Below are 16016 nucleotides of genomic sequence, written 5' to 3' on the forward strand. Positions count from 1 at the left end.
ACGGCAAAATTTTGCGTGTGTTAGAGCTCGTCGTCCGAGTATTCGGACTCGTCCTCTTCAATAGCTGCGGCACGGGCGGCCAGGTCAAATCCGGGAGGGGAATCCTTCAGGGACAAACCAAGCTCGACCAGCTTTGCCTTTACCTCATCAATGGACTTTGCACCGAAGTTGCGAATGTCCATCAGGTCAGCCTCGGAGCGGGCAACGAGTTCACCCACAGTGTGGATGCCTTCACGCTTGAGGCAGTTGTAGGAACGCACGGTCAGCTCAAGGTCTTCGATCGGCAGGGCCATGTCGGCTGCCAGTGCGGCATCCGTCGGGCTCGGACCAATTTCGATACCTTCAGCAGCGCTGTTCAGTTCGCGAGCCAAGCCAAACAGTTCAACCAGGGTGGTGCCGGCGGACGCGACGGCGTCGCGGGGTGCAATGGCATCCTTGGTCTCAACGTCAACGATCAAGCGATCGAAGTCGGTGCGCTGTTCAACACGGGTGGCCTCCACGCGGAAGGTCACCTTCAGGACCGGTGAGTAGATGGAGTCGACCGGAATACGGCCGATTTCCTGGTCACCGGACTTGTTCTGGCTGGCGGAAACGTAGCCGCGCCCGCGTTCGATGGTCAGCTCGAGTTCGAACTTGCCCTTCGAATTCAGGGTGGCAATGTGCAGATCCGGGTTGTGGAACTCCACGCCGGCCGGCGGAGCGATGTCCGCAGCCGTCACGACGCCGGGACCCTGCTTGCGCAGGTAGGCGACAACGGGTTCGTCGTGCTCGGAGGAGACCGACAGGTTCTTGACGTTCAGGATGATCTCGGTGACATCTTCCTTCACGCCCGGAACCGTGGTGAACTCGTGCAGCACGCCTTCGAGCCGAATGCTGGTTACTGCAGCACCGGGGATCGAGGACAGGAGCGTACGGCGAAGGGAGTTGCCAAGGGTGTAGCCGAAACCGGGTTCCAGCGGTTCAATGATGAACCGCGAGCGGTTGTCAGCTACGACTTCTTCAGTGAGGGTAGGGCGCTGTGCAATGAGCACTTGCATTTCCTTTCAGCGAGCGTCCGCTATATGACGCAACACAAATGGTGGAAACGACGACGACGGGTCTTCCGCGGGCGTCTTGGACGGCTAGCAGCCACGTGCCCGGAGCCGGAGGCGTCCGATGGGCGGCCCGCCCCGAAGGATGGACCGCCCGCCGGATACAACCGGTACCGCAGTGCTGCTTAAACGCGGCGGCGCTTCGGAGGACGGCAGCCGTTGTGCGCGCTCGGGGTGACATCCGAAATGGAGCCAACCTCCAGGCCGGTGGCCTGGAGCGAACGGATGGCGGTTTCGCGGCCTGAACCCGGACCCTTTACGAAGACGTCGACCTTGCGGACGCCGTGCTCCTGGGCGCGCTTTGCAGCGGCTTCAGCAGCCATCTGCGCAGCGAACGGGGTGGACTTACGCGAGCCCTTGAAGCCAACCTCACCGGCGGAAGCCCATGAGATAACAGCACCCGACGGATCCGTGATGGAAACGATGGTGTTGTTAAAAGTGCTCTTGATATGCGCCTGGCCAAGCGCGATATTCTTCTTATCCTTGCGACGCGGTTTGCGGACCGCTCCACGAGTCTTGGGGGGCATTACTTCTCCTACAAAGAGTTTGGTTTAGGTGGCCCGCGAGGGGCCATGGCCTCACACCGCTAGGTTTAGCGGGCGGCCTTCTTCTTACCGGCAACCGTACGCTTCGGGCCCTTGCGGGTACGAGCGTTGGTCTTCGTGCGCTGGCCGTGTACGGGCATGCCACGACGGTGGCGGATACCCTGGTAGCTGCCGATTTCAACCTTGCGGCGAATGTCGGCGGCTACCTCGCGGCGGAGGTCACCCTCAACCTTGAAGTTGCCCTCGATGTAGTCACGCAGCTGAACGAGTTCAGCATCCGTGAGGTCCTTGACGCGAGTTTCCGGGCTGATGCCGGTCTCTGCCAGGGTCTGGTCTGCACGGGTCTTACCCACGCCGTAGATATAAGTAAGCGCAATCACAACCCGCTTTTCGCGGGGAATGTCAACGCCAGCGAGACGTGCCATATCGGCGGTTCTCCTTTTGTGTCACCGGAGGTCTGAAGCAGTGCATCCCTGTTGCCAGGTCCCCGGCCTCCGGGCCGGGGGTATGCGTTACGCGTATCAACGCTGCACTGCCATATTCAATTACTACTACGCGTGGGCTGTCCCTGAGAGCAGGAAATTAGCCCTGGCGCTGCTTGTGGCGCGGGTTCTCGCAGATCACCATGACTCGACCGTTACGGCGAATCACCTTGCACTTATCGCAGATCTGCTTGACGCTCGGCTGGACCTTCATGGTTATCCTTTGCGTGGTTGCAGGGTTAAGCCGCTCGCAGCCGGCGTCCCACTTGTCCGGGACACAGCCTGCCGATGCAGCGGTTCTTACTTGTAGCGGTAGACGATACGGCCCCGAGTGAGGTCGTACGGGCTGAGTTCCACCACAACGCGGTCTCCGGGGAGGATGCGAATGTAGTGTTGACGCATCTTTCCCGAGATGTGTGCGAGCACAATGTGGCCATTGGCCAGCTCAACGCGGAACATCGCGTTGGGCAGGGCTTCGTTGACCGAGCCCTCAATCTCAATGACGCCGTCTTTCTTGGCCATATCCTCCGCTAACGTCTGTGCCCCTCGTATGCTCGAAGGGCGGTTTTTGTCTGTGGTTCTCCCCGGTGCTTCCTGCGCATCTACCGCGCAGGAACCGTTTTGACACGGCGCACATGCTTGGAAAAGGGCACGAATGTAGAGACAACCAACAGATAACTCTACTCGAAGGGTCCCGATATGTTAAATCGTTCCGCCGATCCGGGGAAGGCCGGCAGCACCACGGGACCGGTCATCTCAGTCCGAGGGAATGGGGACCGGCGTGACGCCCAGCGGCGCGAGCCGGGAGGCACCGCCGTCGGGCGAAGTCAGGACCCAGATTCCCTTGTCGTGAATCGCGACCGAATGCTCCCACTGGGAGGCGCGCGAGCCGTCGGTGGTCACCACCGTCCAGTCGTCCTCCAGCGTGAGCGTTTCAATCTTGCCGCGGACCAGCATCGGCTCGATCGCCAGGCACAGCCCGGGCCGCAGCTTCGGACCGTTGTGCGAGGTCCGGTAGTTGAGCACATCCGGTGCCTGGTGCATTTCGGTTCCGATGCCGTGGCCGACATAGTCCTCCAGGATTCCCAGCGGCTTGCCGGGAACGCTGGAGACGTAGTCGTCAATGGCCGCACCGATCTCGCCCACGAAACGGCCCTTGGCGGCGGCGGCAATGCCGTGCCACATGGCCGCTTCGGTGACCTCGGACAGGCGCTGGTCCTCGGGATCAGCGGTGCCGACAATCACCGTGCGTGCCGAATCCGAATGCCATCCGCCAACGACGGCGCCGCCGTCGATGGAGAGGATGTCCCCGTCTTTGAGGATGCGCTCCCCCGGAATGCCGTGAACGACTTCCTCATTCACTGACACGCAGACGGTGGCCGGATACCCGTGGTAGCCGAGGAAATTCGAGGTTGCCCCCGCTTCCCGAAGCACCGCGGCGAAAACCGCATCGACATCCGCGGTGGTTGCCCCCACCACCGCGGCGTCAACCGCCGCATCGAGGGCCCGGATCAGAACGAGCCCGGCCTCCCGCATGGTGCGCATCTGCGCGTTGGTTTTGTATTCAATTCGAGGCTGGCCGAACATATCTCTTCTAACTCTTTAGCTAATATCCTTGAGGACTTCCATGACGCGCTCGGTGACATCGTCGATGCCGCCCAGCCCGTCGACCCGAGCCACGATGCCGCGCTGGTCATAGCTGGCGACGACGTCGGCGGTCTGGGCCTTGTAGAGGCCCAGGCGGTGCCGGATGACGTCTTCGTTGTCGTCGGCGCGGCCTTCGATCTGGGCCCGCTTCAGCAGGCGTTCCACGAGCTCTTCGTCGTCGGCGGTCAGCTGCAGGACGACGTCGAGCTTCTGGCCCTTGCTGGCCAGGATGTCGTCGAGTTCTTCGACCTGCGCGGCGGTGCGCGGGTAGCCGTCCAGGAGGAAGCCGTCGGCGACGTCGTCTTCGAGCAGCCGGGCGCGCACCATGTCATTGGTGACGCTGTCCGGCACGAAGTTTCCGGCGTCGATGTACTTCTTGGCTTCCAGGCCCAGCGGCGTCTCGTTCTTGACGTTGGCGCGGAAGATGTCGCCCGTGGAGATTGCAGTGACACCAAGCCGGTCCGAGATCCGGGCGGCCTGTGTTCCTTTACCGGCGCCGGGAGGCCCGATAATGAGCATTCTTGTCATCGCAATAACCCTTCGTAGTGACGTTGCTGCAGTTGCGCGTCAATTTGTTTGACTGTTTCGAGTCCCACACCAACCATGATGAGGATCGAGGTTCCGCCGAACGGGAAGTTCGCATTCGCTCCGACCAGTACCAGGGCGATTAGCGGAATCAGGGCTACAAACCCCAAGTAGAGAGCGCCGGGCAGAGTGATGCGGGAGAGCACATACTGCAGGTATTCGGCGGTGGGGCGGCCGGCCCGGATGCCCGGGATGAAGCCGCCGTATTTCTTCATGTTCTCGGAGACTTCCTCCGGGTTGAACGTGATCGACACGTAGAAGTACGTGAAGAACACGATCATCAGGAAGTAGAGCGCCATGTAGAACGGATGGTCGCCGCTGGTGAGGTAGTTGTTGATCCAGACGACCCATTCCGGCGGGGTGCCGGTGGAGGGCGTGTTGAACTGGGCAATCAGCGACGGCAGGTAAAGCATCGAGGAAGCGAAGATCACAGGAATCACGCCGGCCATGTTCACCTTGATCGGAATGTAGGTGTTGGTGCCGCCTACCGTCTTCCGACCGACCATGCGCTTGGCGTACTGCACCGGAATCCGGCGCTGGGACTGCTCAACGAAGATCACGAGGGCGACCACCAGGATGCCGACGGCGAGGACGGCCAGGAACACCGTCCAGCCCTGGGCGCTGAGAATGGCTCCGAGGGAGCTCGGGAAACCGGCGGCGATCGAGGTGAAGATCAGCAGCGACATGCCGTTGCCGACACCCTTTTCGGTGACCAGTTCACCCATCCACATGATGAGGCCGGTACCGGCGGTCAACGTGATGATCAGCAGCAGGACCGTGATGATGTTGTCGTCCGGGATGATCGGCACGGAGCAGGCGTTGTTGAACAGCGCTCCGGTGCGGGCCAGCGAGACGACGGTGGTGGCGTTGAGCAGGCCCAGGGCGATGGTCAGGTACCGGGTGTACTGCGTCAGTTTCGACTGGCCCTGTGCGCCTTCGTCATAGAGTGCCTGGAAGTGGGGGATCACGACGCGCAGCAGCTGAACAATGATGCTGGCGGTGATGTACGGCATGATGCCCAGGGCAAAGATGGAGACCTGCAGCAGGGCGCCGCCGCTAAAGAGGTTAACGAATTCGTAGAGGCCACCCGAGGTGGCACCCAGAGCCAAGCACTGCTGCACATTGCCGTAGTCAACACCCGGGGCCGGGATAAAAGCACCCATGCGGAAGATAGTGATGATTCCCAGCGTAAACAACAGCTTGCGTCGCAGGTCTGGCGTCCGGAAAGCCCGGCCAATAGCGCTAAGCAAGCGTCCTCCTGAATGAGATCTGAAGTAGGTGAGTCCGATTGGACTGGTAACAAAAACAGAGTCTAGCCGCTCTGACCCCGTAGAACGTTAACGAAGCCCGCGGCGGGGTAGTGCCTTAAAACAAACTAAACCCCCGGCGGGCCGACAGGCGGCCCGCCAGGAGTTTAGTCGTCGTTCTGAGAGCAGCGCAGCGGACTGCCGGCGGCCGGTTGCCCGGCCGCCGAAAGTCGTTGCGCGAAACGGACACGGTGCTTAGAGCGCCGTTGTCGTTCCGCCTGCTGCAGCGATCTTCTCTGCCGCACTGGCGGAGAAGGCATCGGCCGTGACATTCACCTTGACGGTGATGTCGCCGGTGCCCAGAACCTTGACGGGCTGGTTCTTGCGAACGGCGCCCTTGGCAACCAGATCAGCAACCGTGATCTCGCCGCCTTCGGGGAACAGCTCCGAGATCTTGTCCAGGTTTACAACCTGGAACTCGACACGGAACGGGTTCTTGAAGCCGCGAAGCTTCGGCAGACGCATGTGCAGCGGCAGCTGGCCACCGGCGAAACCGGCCTTGACCTGGTAACGGGCCTTGGTGCCCTTCATACCGCGGCCTGCAGTCTTACCCTTGGAACCTTCACCGCGGCCAACACGGGTTTTGGCCGTCTTGGCACCGGGTGCCGGACGCAGGTGATGAACCTTCAGCGCGTGTTCGTTGTTGTTTTCTTCGGCCATGTTAATTCGCCTCCTCAACCTTCACGAGGTGCGGAACCGTGTTGATCATGCCAACGGTCACGGCGTCTGCGGTGCGAACGGTGGTAGCACCGATGCGTCGCAGGCCCAATGAGCGCAGCGTGTCCTTCTGATTCTGCTTACCACCGATGGTGGACTTGATCTGAGTGATCTTCAGTTTTGCCGTGCTGACGGCAACGTTCTTCGGAGTAGTCATCAGGCACCTGCCTTCTGCATGTTGCGGAGCATCGCGGCAGGCACAACCTCGTCCAGCGGCAGGCCGCGGCGTGCAGCCACTGCCTGAGGCTCTTCGAGGCGCTTCAGCGCATCAACCGTGGCGTGCACGATGTTGATGGCGTTGGAGGACCCGAGCGACTTGGACAGAACGTCGTGGATTCCGGCGCATTCGAGAATGGCGCGGACCGGACCACCGGCGATAACACCGGTACCCGGGGAAGCCGGACGCAGCAGGACGACGCCTGCAGCAGCTTCACCCTGGACCAAGTGGGGAATGGTTCCACCGATGCGCGGGACGCGGAAGAAAGTCTTCTTGGCTTCTTCAACGGCCTTCGCGATAGCGGAGGGAACTTCCTTGGCCTTGCCGTAACCAACACCGACCATACCGTTGCCGTCACCGACAACTACCAGGGCGGTGAAGCTGAAGCGACGACCACCCTTGACGACCTTGGCAACGCGGTTGATGGTCACGACGCGTTCAATGAACTTGTCCTTCTCATCGTTGCGTCCGCCGTCGCGGCCACCGCGGCCACCGCGTTCGCCGCGGCCTCCACGGTCGGAGCGCTGCTCGCCCTTGCGGCCGCCGCGGCGGTCGTCAGTGGCGGGAGCTGCGGCGTCCTTGGTCTCAGTTGCCTGCGCAGCTGTAGCTTCAGTCACCTGGTTTTCCTTTTCCTTGTTAACCTCGGTCACAGTGACAGCCCACCTTCACGTGCGCCGTCAGCAACGGCCGCGATGCGGCCGTGGTAGCGGTTGCCACCGCGGTCGAAGACAACGGCTTCTACGCCGGCAGCCTTCGCACGCTCTGCAACGAGCTCGCCAACACGCTTGGACTTGGCGGTTTTGTCGCCTTCCAGTGCGCGCAGGTCGGCTTCCATGGTGGAAGCCGATGCCACGGTAACGCCGCGGATGTCATCGACAACCTGGACGAATACGTGGCGGGCCGAGCGGTTAACAACCAGGCGCGGACGAGCCGCGGTACCGGAGATCCGCTTGCGGATGCGAAGCTGGCGGCGGTTACGCGCAGCCGACTTGCTCTTGGAATTGCGCTTCTTATTAATGCTGATGGCCATGGTTACTTACCAGCCTTTCCGACCTTGCGGCGGACAATCTCGCCGGCATAACGAATACCCTTGCCCTTGTAGGGATCGGGCTTGCGCAGCTTGCGGATGTTGGCCGAAACCTCGCCCACCTGCTGCTTGTCGATGCCGGACACTGTGACCTTCGTGGGACCCACGACGGTAAGCGTGATGCCATCGGGTGCCGTGACCGGAACCGGGTGGCTGTAGCCCAGGGCGAACTCGAGGTCCGCTCCCTTGGCCTGCACGCGGTAACCGGTGCCGACGATTTCCAGGTCCTTCTTGTAGCCTTCGGTCACACCGGTGATCATGTTGCTGATCAGGGTGCGGGTCAGGCCGTGAAGGGCACGGGATTCGCGCTCGTCGTTCGGGCGGGCAACGGTGATGGTGCTGTCGTCGAGCGTGACAGTGATCGGGCTGGGCACAGTGTGGCTCAGCTCGCCCTTGGCACCCTTGACGGATACGAGGTTGCCGTCAACGGCAATTTCTACTCCGGCAGGAACCGGGATGGGCAGACGTCCAATACGTGACATTTTTCTTTCCCTTCCCTGCTACCAGACGTAGGCGAGGACTTCCCCACCTACACCCTTCTTGGCGGCCTGGCGGTCGGTCAGGAGACCTGACGACGTCGACAGGATTGCGATTCCCAGACCACCGAGAACGCGCGGCAGGTTGGTGGACTTTGCGTAAACGCGCAGACCGGGCTTGGAGATACGACGCACGCCGGCGATGGAACGCTCGCGGTTCGGACCGAATTTGAGATCAAGGGTCAGCTTCTTGCCGACGACGGCCTCTTCTTCCTTCCAGCCGGCGATGTAGCCCTCGGCCTTCAGGATGTCAGCGACGCGCGCCTTGAGCTTGCTGTAAGGCATGGACACGGTATCGTGATATGCCGAGTTTGCATTGCGCAGACGCGTAAGCATGTCTGCGACAGGATCTGTCATTGTCATTGGGCTCTTGCCCTCCCTCGTAACGGTTTCCTGCGGAGCTCCGACTCAGGCGCACCTGAGGAGAGGTCCGTCGGACCTGTTACGTAGTAATTAATCTTCGGATGTAAACGGGAAGCCGAGCGCCTTCAGCAGCGCGCGTCCCTCGTCATCGGTCTTTGCGGTGGTAACCACGGTGATGTCCATGCCGCGAACGCGATCAATCTTGTCCTGATCGATTTCGTGGAACATCGACTGTTCGGTCAGACCGAACGTGTAGTTGCCGTTGCCGTCGAACTGCTTGCCGTTCAGGCCGCGGAAGTCGCGGATACGCGGCAGCGCCAGGGTAACCAGGCGATCGACGAATTCCCACATGCGGTCTCCACGCAGAGTTGCGTGGCAGCCGATGGGCATGCCTTCGCGCAGCTTGAACTGTGCGATCGACTTGCGGGCCTTCGTGACCTGAGGCTTCTGACCCGTGATCTGGGTCAGGTCCTTGACTGCACCGTCAATGAGCTTGGAGTCCTTAGCGGCATCTCCAACACCCATGTTCACAACCACCTTGACAAGGCGGGGAACCTGGTTGACGTTAGCGTAGTTGAATTCGTCCTGCAGGGTCTTCTTGATCTCCGCTGCGTAGCGGGTCTTCAGACGGGGGACGGTCTTGGTGACGGTCTCAGTCATTAGAGGTCCTTCCCAGAGCCCTTGGCGACGCGGATACGCACAGTGCGCTCACGGCCGTCTTTTTCGACGATTTCCTGACGGTAGCCAACGCGGGTCGGCTTCTTCGTTTCCGGGTCAACGATTGCGACGTTGGAAACGTGGAGGGGAGCTTCGACAATCTCGATGCCACCGGTCTTCGAGCCCTTGGAGGACTGGCCGACCTTGGTGTGCTTCTTGACCGTGTTGACGCCTTCAACCAGGACGCGGTTCGTGTCGGTGTAAACCTTCAGAACCTTGCCCTGCTTGCCGCGGTCTCCGCCGCGGGCAGCAGTTGCACCGCTGATGACCTGAACGAGGTCACCCTTTTTGATTTTTGCCATGGACTACAGCACCTCCGGAGCCAGCGAAATGATCTTCATGAACTTCTTGTCGCGAAGCTCGCGGCCGACCGGGCCGAAGATGCGGGTACCACGGGGGTCTCCGTCATTCTTCAAGATCACTGCAGCGTTCTCATCGAACTTGATGTAGGAACCGTCCTGGCGACGGCGTTCCTTCTTGGTGCGAACGATGACGGCCTTAACCACATCGCCCTTTTTGACGTTGCCGCCGGGAATTGCATCCTTGACGGTGGCAACAATGGTGTCGCCAATGCCTGCGTAGCGACGTCCGGATCCACCGAGAACACGGATGGTCAAGATTTCCTTGGCACCAGTGTTGTCGGCGACCTTAAGCCGCGACTCCTGCTGAATCACTTATAACTCCTGTCGTCGCGCCGGTTCTCAGAACTGAGCCTGGCGGAACGGATATGGGTGGACCCCGTAATACTGGTACTCAGCACTCCCCCGCTGGGGGCTGCACCGCGGCGGACCGCGGCAACGTGCCGAACAAGATTATCGGGCTTTTGTCTCATGCGGCGGTGAGGATGCCGCGCCCAAAACTGGACACACTTCCGCACCGCACAGACAAGATTTCAAGTTTATCGCGAAAGGGCCCCGGATGCGAAATCGGATGATAACGCGGCCGGGGCCCTGTCGCCGGTGGGCGGTTGCCGGCGAGCCTTTCCCTACTGGGAGCGGCTCACCGGCGGGCCGGCCGGATGTACTGCTTTAGTTACTTGGCCTTCTCGAGGATCTCGACCAGGCGCCACCGCTTTGTAGCGGAGAGCGGCCGGGTTTCGGCGATCAGCACGAGGTCTCCAACGCCGGCAGCATTCTGCTCGTCGTGGGCCTTGAGCTTCGAGGTGCGGCGAAGCACCTTTCCGTACAGGGCGTGCTTGACGCGGTCTTCAACCTGAACAACGATGGTTTTTTCCATCTTGTCAGAGACCACGTAGCCGCGTGCGGTCTTCCGGTACCCGCGGGCATCGGCTCCGTTTGCGTCAGTTGTCACTGCTGCCTCATTCTTGTTTTCACTCATTTGGCATCATCCTCAGCGACCTCGGCCGGAGCTTCAGACTCGGTAGCCTTCTTCTTGGACTTCTTCGCTGCCTTTGCAGGAGCTGCTTCCTCGACGGGAGCAACGACCTCGGGACGAATCCCCAGCTCGCGCTCACGCAGCACCGTGTAGATGCGTGCGATGTCGCGCTTCACTACGCGCAGACGGCCGTGGCTTTCCAGCTGACCGGTTGCGGACTGGAAGCGGAGGTTGAACAGTTCTTCCTTGGCCTTGCGAAGTTCCTCGACGAGACGGTCCTTATCGAAGCCATCCAGCTGCTTCGGTGCCAGTTCCTTTGAACCAATTGCCATTTCTATTCACCACCCTCGCGACGCACAATGCGTGCCTTCAACGGCAGCTTATGGATCGCCAGGCGCAGGGCCTCACGAGCTACCTCTTCACTTACACCGGAGATCTCAAAGAGAACCCGGCCCGGCTTGACGTTTGCAACCCACCACTCCGGAGAACCCTTACCGGAACCCATGCGGGTTTCGGCAGGCTTCTTCGTCAGCGGACGGTCCGGGTAGATGTTGATCCAGACCTTTCCGCCGCGCTTGATGTGGCGCGTCATGGCAATACGGGCAGCTTCAATCTGGCGGTTGGTGACATACGCAGGCGTCAAAGCCTGGATGCCCCACTCGCCGAAGCTGACTGCAGTGCCGCCGGTTGCAGCGCCGGAACGACCCGGGTGGTGCTGCTTACGGAACTTGACTCGACGTGGGATAAGCATTTAAGCCTGTCCTCCTTCTGCTGCGGGGGCAGCTGCCTCAGCGGCCGGAGCCTCTGCAACAGCAGGCGCGGCGGCCTTGTCGCCACGCTCGGGACGACGACGACGCTCGCCGCCGCGGTCTCCGCGGTCGGCCGGGCCGCGGCCCGGACGGTCGCTGGAGCGGCCGCGGGACGGTGCAGCAGCCTGCTGTGCAGCCAGTTCCTTAGCGGTGACGTCGCCCTTGTAGATCCAGACCTTCACGCCGATGCGGCCGAAGGTGGTCTTGGCTTCGAAGAAACCGTAATCGATCTGCGCGCGGAGGGTGTGCAGGGGCACACGGCCTTCGCGGTAGAACTCGGAACGGCTCATTTCAGCGCCGCCCAGACGACCGGAGCACTGGATACGGATACCCTTGGCGCCGGCACGCTGTGCGGACTGGATGGCCTTCTTCATCGCACGGCGGAAAGCCACGCGGGAAGAGAGCTGCTCAGCAACGCCCTGGGCAACAAGCTGAGCTTCCATCTCGGGGTTCTTGACCTCGAGGATGTTCAGCTGAACCTGCTTGCCCGTGAGCTTCTCCAGCTCGCCGCGGATGCGGTCTGCTTCGGCGCCGCGGCGGCCGATAACGATACCCGGGCGGGCCGTGTGGATATCCACGCGGACACGGTCGCGGGTGCGCTCGATCTCAACCTTGGCGATGCCGGCGCGGTCCATACCCGTAGACATGAGCTGGCGGATCTTGATGTCCTCGCGGACGAAGTCCTTGTAGCGCTGGCCCGGCTTGTTGCTGTCAGCAAACCAGTGCGACACATGGTCAGTGGTAATGCCGAGTCGGAACCCGTGCGGGTTAACCTTCTGTCCCACTTAGCGTTCCTCCTCGATCTTGGGGGTTGCAACAACCACGGTGACGTGGCTGGTCCGCTTGTTGATGCGGTATGCGCGGCCCTGTGCACGGGGCTGGAACCGCTTCATGGTGGGCCCTTCGTCAACGAATGCATCGCTGATGAAGAGGTCACCCTCGTCGAAGGCCACGCCGTCACGGTCCGCGAGGACACGTGCGTTGGCCATGGCCGACTGAACTACCTTAAGTACCGGCTCCGATGCTGCCTGGGGGGCAAACTTCAGAATTGCCATTGCCTCATTCGCTTGCTTGCCACGAACAAGGTTGACGACGCGCCGGGCCTTCATAGGCGTTACGCGGATATGACGCGCAATTGCCTTGGCTTCCATTGCTTTCCTTCTCTCGTCTTCTGCCGAAAGAGCAGCGCCTAGCGGCGCTTGCCCTTGCGGTCGTCCTTCACATGGCCGCGGAATGTCCGCGTCAGGGCGAATTCGCCGAGCTTGTGCCCGACCATCGACTCCGTGACAAACACCGGAATGTGCTTACGTCCATCGTGTACGGCGATCGTGTGCCCGAGCATGTCGGGGATGATCATCGAACGACGGGACCACGTCTTGATGACGTTCTTGGTGCCCTTTTCGTTTTCGGCCGCTACCTTAAGGAACAGGTGCTGGTCGACGAAGGGGCCTTTCTTCAGGCTGCGTGGCATGTTTCCAGGCTCCTATCGCTTGTTCTTGCCGGAACGACGGCGACGCACAATGAGGTTGTCGCTCTCTTTATTGGGGCGGCGTGTGCGGCCTTCGCGCTTACCATTCGGGTTGACCGGGTGGCGTCCACCGGAGGTCTTACCTTCACCACCACCGTGCGGGTGGTCGACCGGGTTCATGGCGACACCGCGGACGGTCGGGCGTACGCCCTTCCAGCGCATACGGCCGGCCTTACCCCAGTTGATGTTGGACTGCTCGGCGTTGCCGACCTCGCCGATGGTGGCGCGGCAGCGCGCGTCGACGTTGCGGATTTCGCCGGAAGGCAGACGCAGCTGGGCGAAGCGGCCTTCCTTGGCAACAAGCTGAACCGATGCACCGGCGGAGCGGGCCATCTTGGCACCGCCGCCCGGACGCAGTTCAACGGCGTGGATGGTGGTACCCACGGGGATGTTGCGCAGGGGCAGGTTGTTGCCGGGCTTGATATCAGCGCCGGCGCCGGCCTCTACGTGGTCGCCCTGCTTGAGCTTGTTCGGGGCGATGATGTAACGCTTGGTGCCATCAACGTAGTGCAGCAGTGCAATGCGAGCGGTACGGTTCGGATCGTATTCGATCTCGGCAACGCGAGCGTCGACGCCGTCCTTGTCGTGGCGGCGGAAGTCGATCAGACGGTACTGACGCTTGTGTCCACCACCCTTGTGCCTGGTCGTGATCTTACCGGTGTTGTTACGTCCACCCTTTTTGGGCAGCGGGCGTACCAACGACTTTTCCGGCGTCGACCGCGTGATTTCGGTGAAGTCGGCGACACTCGAGCCGCGACGGCCCGGTGTAGTCGGCTTGTATTTACGGATTCCCATTATTTATTTCCTCGTTAAAGTGGTCTCCGCCCTAGCTGAGCGGACCGCCGAAGATGTCGATTGTGCCGTCTTTCAGGGTGACAATGGCGCGCTTGGTGTTCTTGCGCTGTCCCCATCCGAACTTGGTCCGCTTGCGCTTACCGGCACGATTGATGGTGTTGATCGAGTCGACCTTGACGGAGAAGATTTTCTCCACGGCCAGCTTGATCTCGGTCTTGTTGGAGCGGGGGTCGACCAGGAAGGTGTACTTACCTTCGTCGATCAGGCCGTAGCTCTTTTCCGAAACGACGGGTGCCAGCACCACGTCGCGAGGGTCCTTAGCGGTGGTCGCGCTCACTTGGCGTCCTCCTTGACAGTGTTCTTGCCGACGAACTCGTCGTAGGCAGCCTTGGTGAAGACCACGTCATCGGCAACAAGCACGTCGTAGGTGTTCAGCTGATCTACGTAGATCACGTGAACATCGGTGAGGTTGCGCACGGACAGTGCAGCAACATCATTGGCGCGCTCGATGACAACGAGCATGTTCTTGCGGTCGGAAAGTGAACGCAGCGAATCGCGTGCAGCCTTGGTCGACGGCGTTTCGCCGGCTACCAGGGTTTCCAGCACGTGGATGCGGCCGTTGCGTGCCCGGTCGGAGAGAGCCCCGCGCAGTGCGGCGGCAATCATCTTCTTGGGGGTGCGCTGGCTGTAGTCGCGGGGTGTCGGTCCGTGGACGACGCCACCACCGGTCATGTGAGGAGCACGGATGGAACCCTGACGGGCGCGGCCGGTACCCTTCTGCTTGAACGGCTTGCGGCCTGCACCGGAGACCTCTGCGCGGGTCTTCGTCTTGTGCGTACCCTGGCGGGCAGCTGCAAGCTGAGCAACTACTACCTGGTGCAGAAGAGGAACGTTCGTCTGAACGTCGAAGAGCGCTGCGGGGAATTCAACAGTGGTTTCGTTAGCCATGAGACTAAGCTCCCTTCACGGCGGTGCGTACGAGGACGACCTGGCCGCGGGCGCCGGGAACGGCACCCTTGATCAGCAGCAGCGACTTCTCGGCATCCACACCGTGAACCGTGAGGTTCATTGTGGTGTGGCGGACGGCGCCCATACGGCCAGCCATCCGCATACCCTTGAAGACGCGGCCCGGGGTGGATGCGCCACCAATGGAACCGGGCTTACGGTGGTTCTTGTGTGCACCGTGGGAGGCACCGACGCCGTGGAAGCCGTGACGCTTCATGACACCGGCGAAGCCCTTGCCCTTGGAGGTTCCGGTGACGTCGACCTTCTGGCCGGCTTCGAAAATCTCAACAGAGAGTTCCTGGCCCAGCTCGTAGGTGTCGGCGTCAGAGGTGCGCAGTTCGACAACGTGACGGCGAGGCGTAACGCCTGCCTTTTCAAAGTGGCCGGCCAGCGGCTTGGTCACCTTGCGCGGGTCGATCTGGCCGTAGCCGATCTGAACGGCCGTGTAGCCGTCCCTTTCCGCGTTGCGCAGCTGTGTAATGACGTTCGAGTCAGCCTGAACGACGGTGACGGGGATGAGCTTGTTGTTCTCGTCCCAGACCTGGGTCATGCCCAGCTTGGTGCCCAGAAGGCCCTTGACCTGGCGTGTAAGTGAAGTAGACATAAGTATCCGCTCCCCCCCTACAGCTTGATTTCGATGTTCACGTCTGCCGGCAGGTCGAGACGCATGAGCGAATCAACGGCCTTAGGCGTGGGGTCAATGATGTCGATCAGACGCTTGTGCGTGCGCATTTCAAAGTGCTCGCGGCTGTCCTTGTACTTGTGCGGCGAACGGATAACGCAGTACACGTTCTTTTCCGTGGGCAGCGGCACGGGGCCTACTACCGTTGCGCCTGCACGCGTGACCGTCTCAACGATCTTCCGTGCTGATACGTCGATGACCTCGTGGTCATACGACTTCAGCCGGATGCGGATTTTTTGTCCCGCCATGGCGTCGTGCCTCTTTCTTCGAGTATTGCTCTCTGTACAGTTTTTGTACCTAGCTGCCTTTACGGCCTGGCACTCCTCCAACAGACTGAATCCGGATAAATCCGGGTTCCTCACCCTGCCGAGGCTCCGACCCCCGCGCTCGGGCGTGTCGCGGATTCTTCATCTGCGAGACCCAGGGCAAGATTGGGGGCGGGTTATATATGGGCTTTTCCCCTGAAGGACTCGACCCTGCGTCAGGCATTATCCTGACCGGGACGACATCTCATCATGTGCTGCCTGCCGGTTGAACCGGCCGAACGAGCATATGTGGGCACAAAAGC

General features: G+C 61.2%; 28 protein-coding genes. All 28 read right to left on the reverse strand.

The features are described 5' to 3' along the window. Positions 1–20: 20 nt before the first annotated feature. The 28 genes from QNO00_RS05495 to rpsJ all read right to left on the reverse strand — a co-directional run bounded on the left by QNO00_RS05495 (position 21) and on the right by rpsJ (position 15696). Positions 21–1031: a DNA-directed RNA polymerase subunit alpha gene (locus QNO00_RS05495; RefSeq protein WP_210228094.1), complete on the reverse strand. Its 1011-nt coding sequence runs from the start codon at positions 1029–1031 to the stop codon at positions 21–23. Positions 1032–1216: 185 nt separating this feature from the next. Beyond that, positions 1217–1618, reverse strand: a complete 402-nt coding sequence (gene rpsK, locus QNO00_RS05500; RefSeq protein WP_104052715.1) for a 30S ribosomal protein S11 — start codon at positions 1616–1618, stop codon at positions 1217–1219. A 65-nt stretch (positions 1619–1683) separates the two neighbouring features. Further along, on the reverse strand, positions 1684–2061 hold the full coding sequence (rpsM, locus tag QNO00_RS05505; protein ID WP_210228092.1) for a 30S ribosomal protein S13: 378 nt from the start codon (positions 2059–2061) through the stop codon (positions 1684–1686). A gap of 157 nt (positions 2062–2218) precedes the next feature. Continuing rightward, positions 2219–2332, reverse strand: a complete 114-nt coding sequence (gene rpmJ, locus QNO00_RS05510; protein WP_012397712.1) for a 50S ribosomal protein L36 — start codon at positions 2330–2332, stop codon at positions 2219–2221. Positions 2333–2418: 86 nt separating this feature from the next. Continuing rightward, positions 2419–2640 (reverse strand): translation initiation factor IF-1, encoded by a 222-nt coding sequence (gene infA / locus QNO00_RS05515; protein ID WP_055239372.1) that lies wholly within the window; start codon positions 2638–2640, stop codon positions 2419–2421. 234 nt (positions 2641–2874) lie between these two features. Then, the gene (map, locus tag QNO00_RS05520; RefSeq protein WP_284023885.1) at positions 2875–3705 is read right to left on the reverse strand and encodes a type I methionyl aminopeptidase; all 831 of its coding nucleotides are present in this window, start codon (positions 3703–3705) and stop codon (positions 2875–2877) included. Positions 3706–3720: 15 nt separating this feature from the next. Next, positions 3721–4293: an adenylate kinase gene (locus tag QNO00_RS05525; protein WP_229964897.1), complete on the reverse strand. Its 573-nt coding sequence runs from the start codon at positions 4291–4293 to the stop codon at positions 3721–3723. Beyond that, positions 4290–5600, reverse strand: coding sequence for a preprotein translocase subunit SecY (gene secY, locus QNO00_RS05530; RefSeq protein WP_284023886.1), 1311 nt, complete (start codon positions 5598–5600; stop codon positions 4290–4292). Before secY ends, QNO00_RS05525 begins: the two co-directional genes overlap by 4 nt. Positions 5601–5852: 252 nt before the next feature. Further along, entirely contained in the window at positions 5853–6317 is a 465-nt protein-coding gene (gene rplO / locus QNO00_RS05535) for a 50S ribosomal protein L15 (protein ID WP_229964895.1), read from the reverse strand. Between the two features lies 1 nt (position 6318). Continuing rightward, positions 6319–6531 carry a 50S ribosomal protein L30 gene (gene rpmD, locus QNO00_RS05540; RefSeq protein WP_229964894.1) on the reverse strand — a complete coding sequence of 71 codons (213 nt, stop codon included), beginning with the start codon at positions 6529–6531 and terminating at the stop codon, positions 6319–6321. Continuing rightward, positions 6531–7208 carry a 30S ribosomal protein S5 gene (rpsE, locus tag QNO00_RS05545; protein WP_210228079.1) on the reverse strand — a complete coding sequence of 226 codons (678 nt, stop codon included), beginning with the start codon at positions 7206–7208 and terminating at the stop codon, positions 6531–6533. The genes rpmD and rpsE overlap by 1 nt, the downstream gene beginning before the upstream one ends. 29 nt (positions 7209–7237) lie before the next feature. Beyond that, positions 7238–7621, reverse strand: coding sequence for a 50S ribosomal protein L18 (rplR, locus tag QNO00_RS05550; protein ID WP_229964893.1), 384 nt, complete (start codon positions 7619–7621; stop codon positions 7238–7240). A 2-nt stretch (positions 7622–7623) separates the two neighbouring features. Next, on the reverse strand, positions 7624–8160 hold the full coding sequence (gene rplF / locus QNO00_RS05555) for a 50S ribosomal protein L6 (protein ID WP_284023887.1): 537 nt from the start codon (positions 8158–8160) through the stop codon (positions 7624–7626). Positions 8161–8178: 18 nt separating this feature from the next. Next, entirely contained in the window at positions 8179–8577 is a 399-nt protein-coding gene (rpsH, locus tag QNO00_RS05560; protein ID WP_152219769.1) for a 30S ribosomal protein S8, read from the reverse strand. Between the two features lie 90 nt (positions 8578–8667). Next, the gene (gene rplE, locus QNO00_RS05565; protein ID WP_152219770.1) at positions 8668–9237 is read right to left on the reverse strand and encodes a 50S ribosomal protein L5; all 570 of its coding nucleotides are present in this window, start codon (positions 9235–9237) and stop codon (positions 8668–8670) included. Beyond that, positions 9237–9596 (reverse strand): 50S ribosomal protein L24, encoded by a 360-nt coding sequence (gene rplX / locus QNO00_RS05570; RefSeq protein ID WP_210228071.1) that lies wholly within the window; start codon positions 9594–9596, stop codon positions 9237–9239. The genes rplE and rplX overlap by 1 nt, the downstream gene beginning before the upstream one ends. Positions 9597–9599: 3 nt before the next feature. Next, on the reverse strand, positions 9600–9968 hold the full coding sequence (gene rplN, locus QNO00_RS05575) for a 50S ribosomal protein L14 (protein ID WP_055239356.1): 369 nt from the start codon (positions 9966–9968) through the stop codon (positions 9600–9602). Positions 9969–10326: 358 nt separating this feature from the next. Then, a complete protein-coding gene (rpsQ, locus tag QNO00_RS05580; RefSeq protein ID WP_229964891.1) occupies positions 10327–10632 on the reverse strand; it encodes a 30S ribosomal protein S17 in 306 nt (101 codons plus the stop codon). Continuing rightward, positions 10629–10961 (reverse strand): 50S ribosomal protein L29, encoded by a 333-nt coding sequence (rpmC, locus tag QNO00_RS05585; protein WP_229964890.1) that lies wholly within the window; start codon positions 10959–10961, stop codon positions 10629–10631. The genes rpsQ and rpmC overlap by 4 nt, the downstream gene beginning before the upstream one ends. Positions 10962–10963: 2 nt before the next feature. After that, entirely contained in the window at positions 10964–11380 is a 417-nt protein-coding gene (gene rplP, locus QNO00_RS05590) for a 50S ribosomal protein L16 (protein ID WP_229964889.1), read from the reverse strand. Next, the gene (gene rpsC, locus QNO00_RS05595; RefSeq protein ID WP_229964888.1) at positions 11381–12223 is read right to left on the reverse strand and encodes a 30S ribosomal protein S3; all 843 of its coding nucleotides are present in this window, start codon (positions 12221–12223) and stop codon (positions 11381–11383) included. It abuts the gene before it with no gap. Next, the gene (gene rplV / locus QNO00_RS05600) at positions 12224–12589 is read right to left on the reverse strand and encodes a 50S ribosomal protein L22 (protein WP_229964887.1); all 366 of its coding nucleotides are present in this window, start codon (positions 12587–12589) and stop codon (positions 12224–12226) included. It abuts the gene before it with no gap. 38 nt (positions 12590–12627) lie between these two features. Continuing rightward, positions 12628–12909 (reverse strand): 30S ribosomal protein S19, encoded by a 282-nt coding sequence (rpsS, locus tag QNO00_RS05605; RefSeq protein WP_104052734.1) that lies wholly within the window; start codon positions 12907–12909, stop codon positions 12628–12630. A gap of 12 nt (positions 12910–12921) precedes the next feature. Further along, on the reverse strand, positions 12922–13761 hold the full coding sequence (gene rplB, locus QNO00_RS05610) for a 50S ribosomal protein L2 (protein WP_152219783.1): 840 nt from the start codon (positions 13759–13761) through the stop codon (positions 12922–12924). Between the two features lie 31 nt (positions 13762–13792). Then, a complete protein-coding gene (gene rplW, locus QNO00_RS05615) occupies positions 13793–14098 on the reverse strand; it encodes a 50S ribosomal protein L23 (protein WP_104052736.1) in 306 nt (101 codons plus the stop codon). Then, a complete protein-coding gene (rplD, locus tag QNO00_RS05620; RefSeq protein ID WP_229964886.1) occupies positions 14095–14709 on the reverse strand; it encodes a 50S ribosomal protein L4 in 615 nt (204 codons plus the stop codon). Before rplD ends, rplW begins: the two co-directional genes overlap by 4 nt. Positions 14710–14713: 4 nt before the next feature. After that, positions 14714–15370: a 50S ribosomal protein L3 gene (gene rplC / locus QNO00_RS05625; protein WP_229964885.1), complete on the reverse strand. Its 657-nt coding sequence runs from the start codon at positions 15368–15370 to the stop codon at positions 14714–14716. Between the two features lie 17 nt (positions 15371–15387). Beyond that, positions 15388–15696, reverse strand: a complete 309-nt coding sequence (gene rpsJ / locus QNO00_RS05630) for a 30S ribosomal protein S10 (protein ID WP_003803825.1) — start codon at positions 15694–15696, stop codon at positions 15388–15390. Positions 15697–16016 lie beyond the last annotated feature (320 nt).

This window comes from Arthrobacter sp. zg-Y1219 (genome assembly GCF_030125545.1).
Classification (GTDB): domain Bacteria; phylum Actinomycetota; class Actinomycetes; order Actinomycetales; family Micrococcaceae; genus Arthrobacter_B.

Coding starts and splice junctions, on each gene's coding strand:
- rpsH (WP_152219769.1), bottom strand. CDS start 8,577: ATGACAATGACAGATCCTGTCGCAGACATGCTTACGCGTCTGCGCAAT.
- rplO (WP_229964895.1), bottom strand. CDS start 6,317: ATGGCCGAAGAAAACAACAACGAACACGCGCTGAAGGTTCATCACCTG.
- rpsS (WP_104052734.1), bottom strand. CDS start 12,909: ATGCCACGCAGCCTGAAGAAAGGCCCCTTCGTCGACCAGCACCTGTTC.
- rplR (WP_229964893.1), bottom strand. CDS start 7,621: ATGGCCATCAGCATTAATAAGAAGCGCAATTCCAAGAGCAAGTCGGCT.
- rplV (WP_229964887.1), bottom strand. CDS start 12,589: ATGGAAGCCAAGGCAATTGCGCGTCATATCCGCGTAACGCCTATGAAG.
- rplX (WP_210228071.1), bottom strand. CDS start 9,596: ATGGCAAAAATCAAAAAGGGTGACCTCGTTCAGGTCATCAGCGGTGCA.
- rplF (WP_284023887.1), bottom strand. CDS start 8,160: ATGTCACGTATTGGACGTCTGCCCATCCCGGTTCCTGCCGGAGTAGAA.
- rpsQ (WP_229964891.1), bottom strand. CDS start 10,632: ATGAGTGAAAACAAGAATGAGGCAGCAGTGACAACTGACGCAAACGGA.
- QNO00_RS05525 (WP_229964897.1), bottom strand. CDS start 4,293: ATGACAAGAATGCTCATTATCGGGCCTCCCGGCGCCGGTAAAGGAACA.
- rpmC (WP_229964890.1), bottom strand. CDS start 10,961: ATGGCAATTGGTTCAAAGGAACTGGCACCGAAGCAGCTGGATGGCTTC.
- rpsJ (WP_003803825.1), bottom strand. CDS start 15,696: ATGGCGGGACAAAAAATCCGCATCCGGCTGAAGTCGTATGACCACGAG.
- rplB (WP_152219783.1), bottom strand. CDS start 13,761: ATGGGAATCCGTAAATACAAGCCGACTACACCGGGCCGTCGCGGCTCG.
- rplD (WP_229964886.1), bottom strand. CDS start 14,709: ATGGCTAACGAAACCACTGTTGAATTCCCCGCAGCGCTCTTCGACGTT.
- map (WP_284023885.1), bottom strand. CDS start 3,705: ATGTTCGGCCAGCCTCGAATTGAATACAAAACCAACGCGCAGATGCGC.
- rplP (WP_229964889.1), bottom strand. CDS start 11,380: ATGCTTATCCCACGTCGAGTCAAGTTCCGTAAGCAGCACCACCCGGGT.
- infA (WP_055239372.1), bottom strand. CDS start 2,640: ATGGCCAAGAAAGACGGCGTCATTGAGATTGAGGGCTCGGTCAACGAA.
- rpsK (WP_104052715.1), bottom strand. CDS start 1,618: ATGCCCCCCAAGACTCGTGGAGCGGTCCGCAAACCGCGTCGCAAGGAT.
- rpsM (WP_210228092.1), bottom strand. CDS start 2,061: ATGGCACGTCTCGCTGGCGTTGACATTCCCCGCGAAAAGCGGGTTGTG.
- rplE (WP_152219770.1), bottom strand. CDS start 9,237: ATGACTGAGACCGTCACCAAGACCGTCCCCCGTCTGAAGACCCGCTAC.
- rpmJ (WP_012397712.1), bottom strand. CDS start 2,332: ATGAAGGTCCAGCCGAGCGTCAAGCAGATCTGCGATAAGTGCAAGGTG.
- rplC (WP_229964885.1), bottom strand. CDS start 15,370: ATGTCTACTTCACTTACACGCCAGGTCAAGGGCCTTCTGGGCACCAAG.
- rpmD (WP_229964894.1), bottom strand. CDS start 6,531: ATGACTACTCCGAAGAACGTTGCCGTCAGCACGGCAAAACTGAAGATC.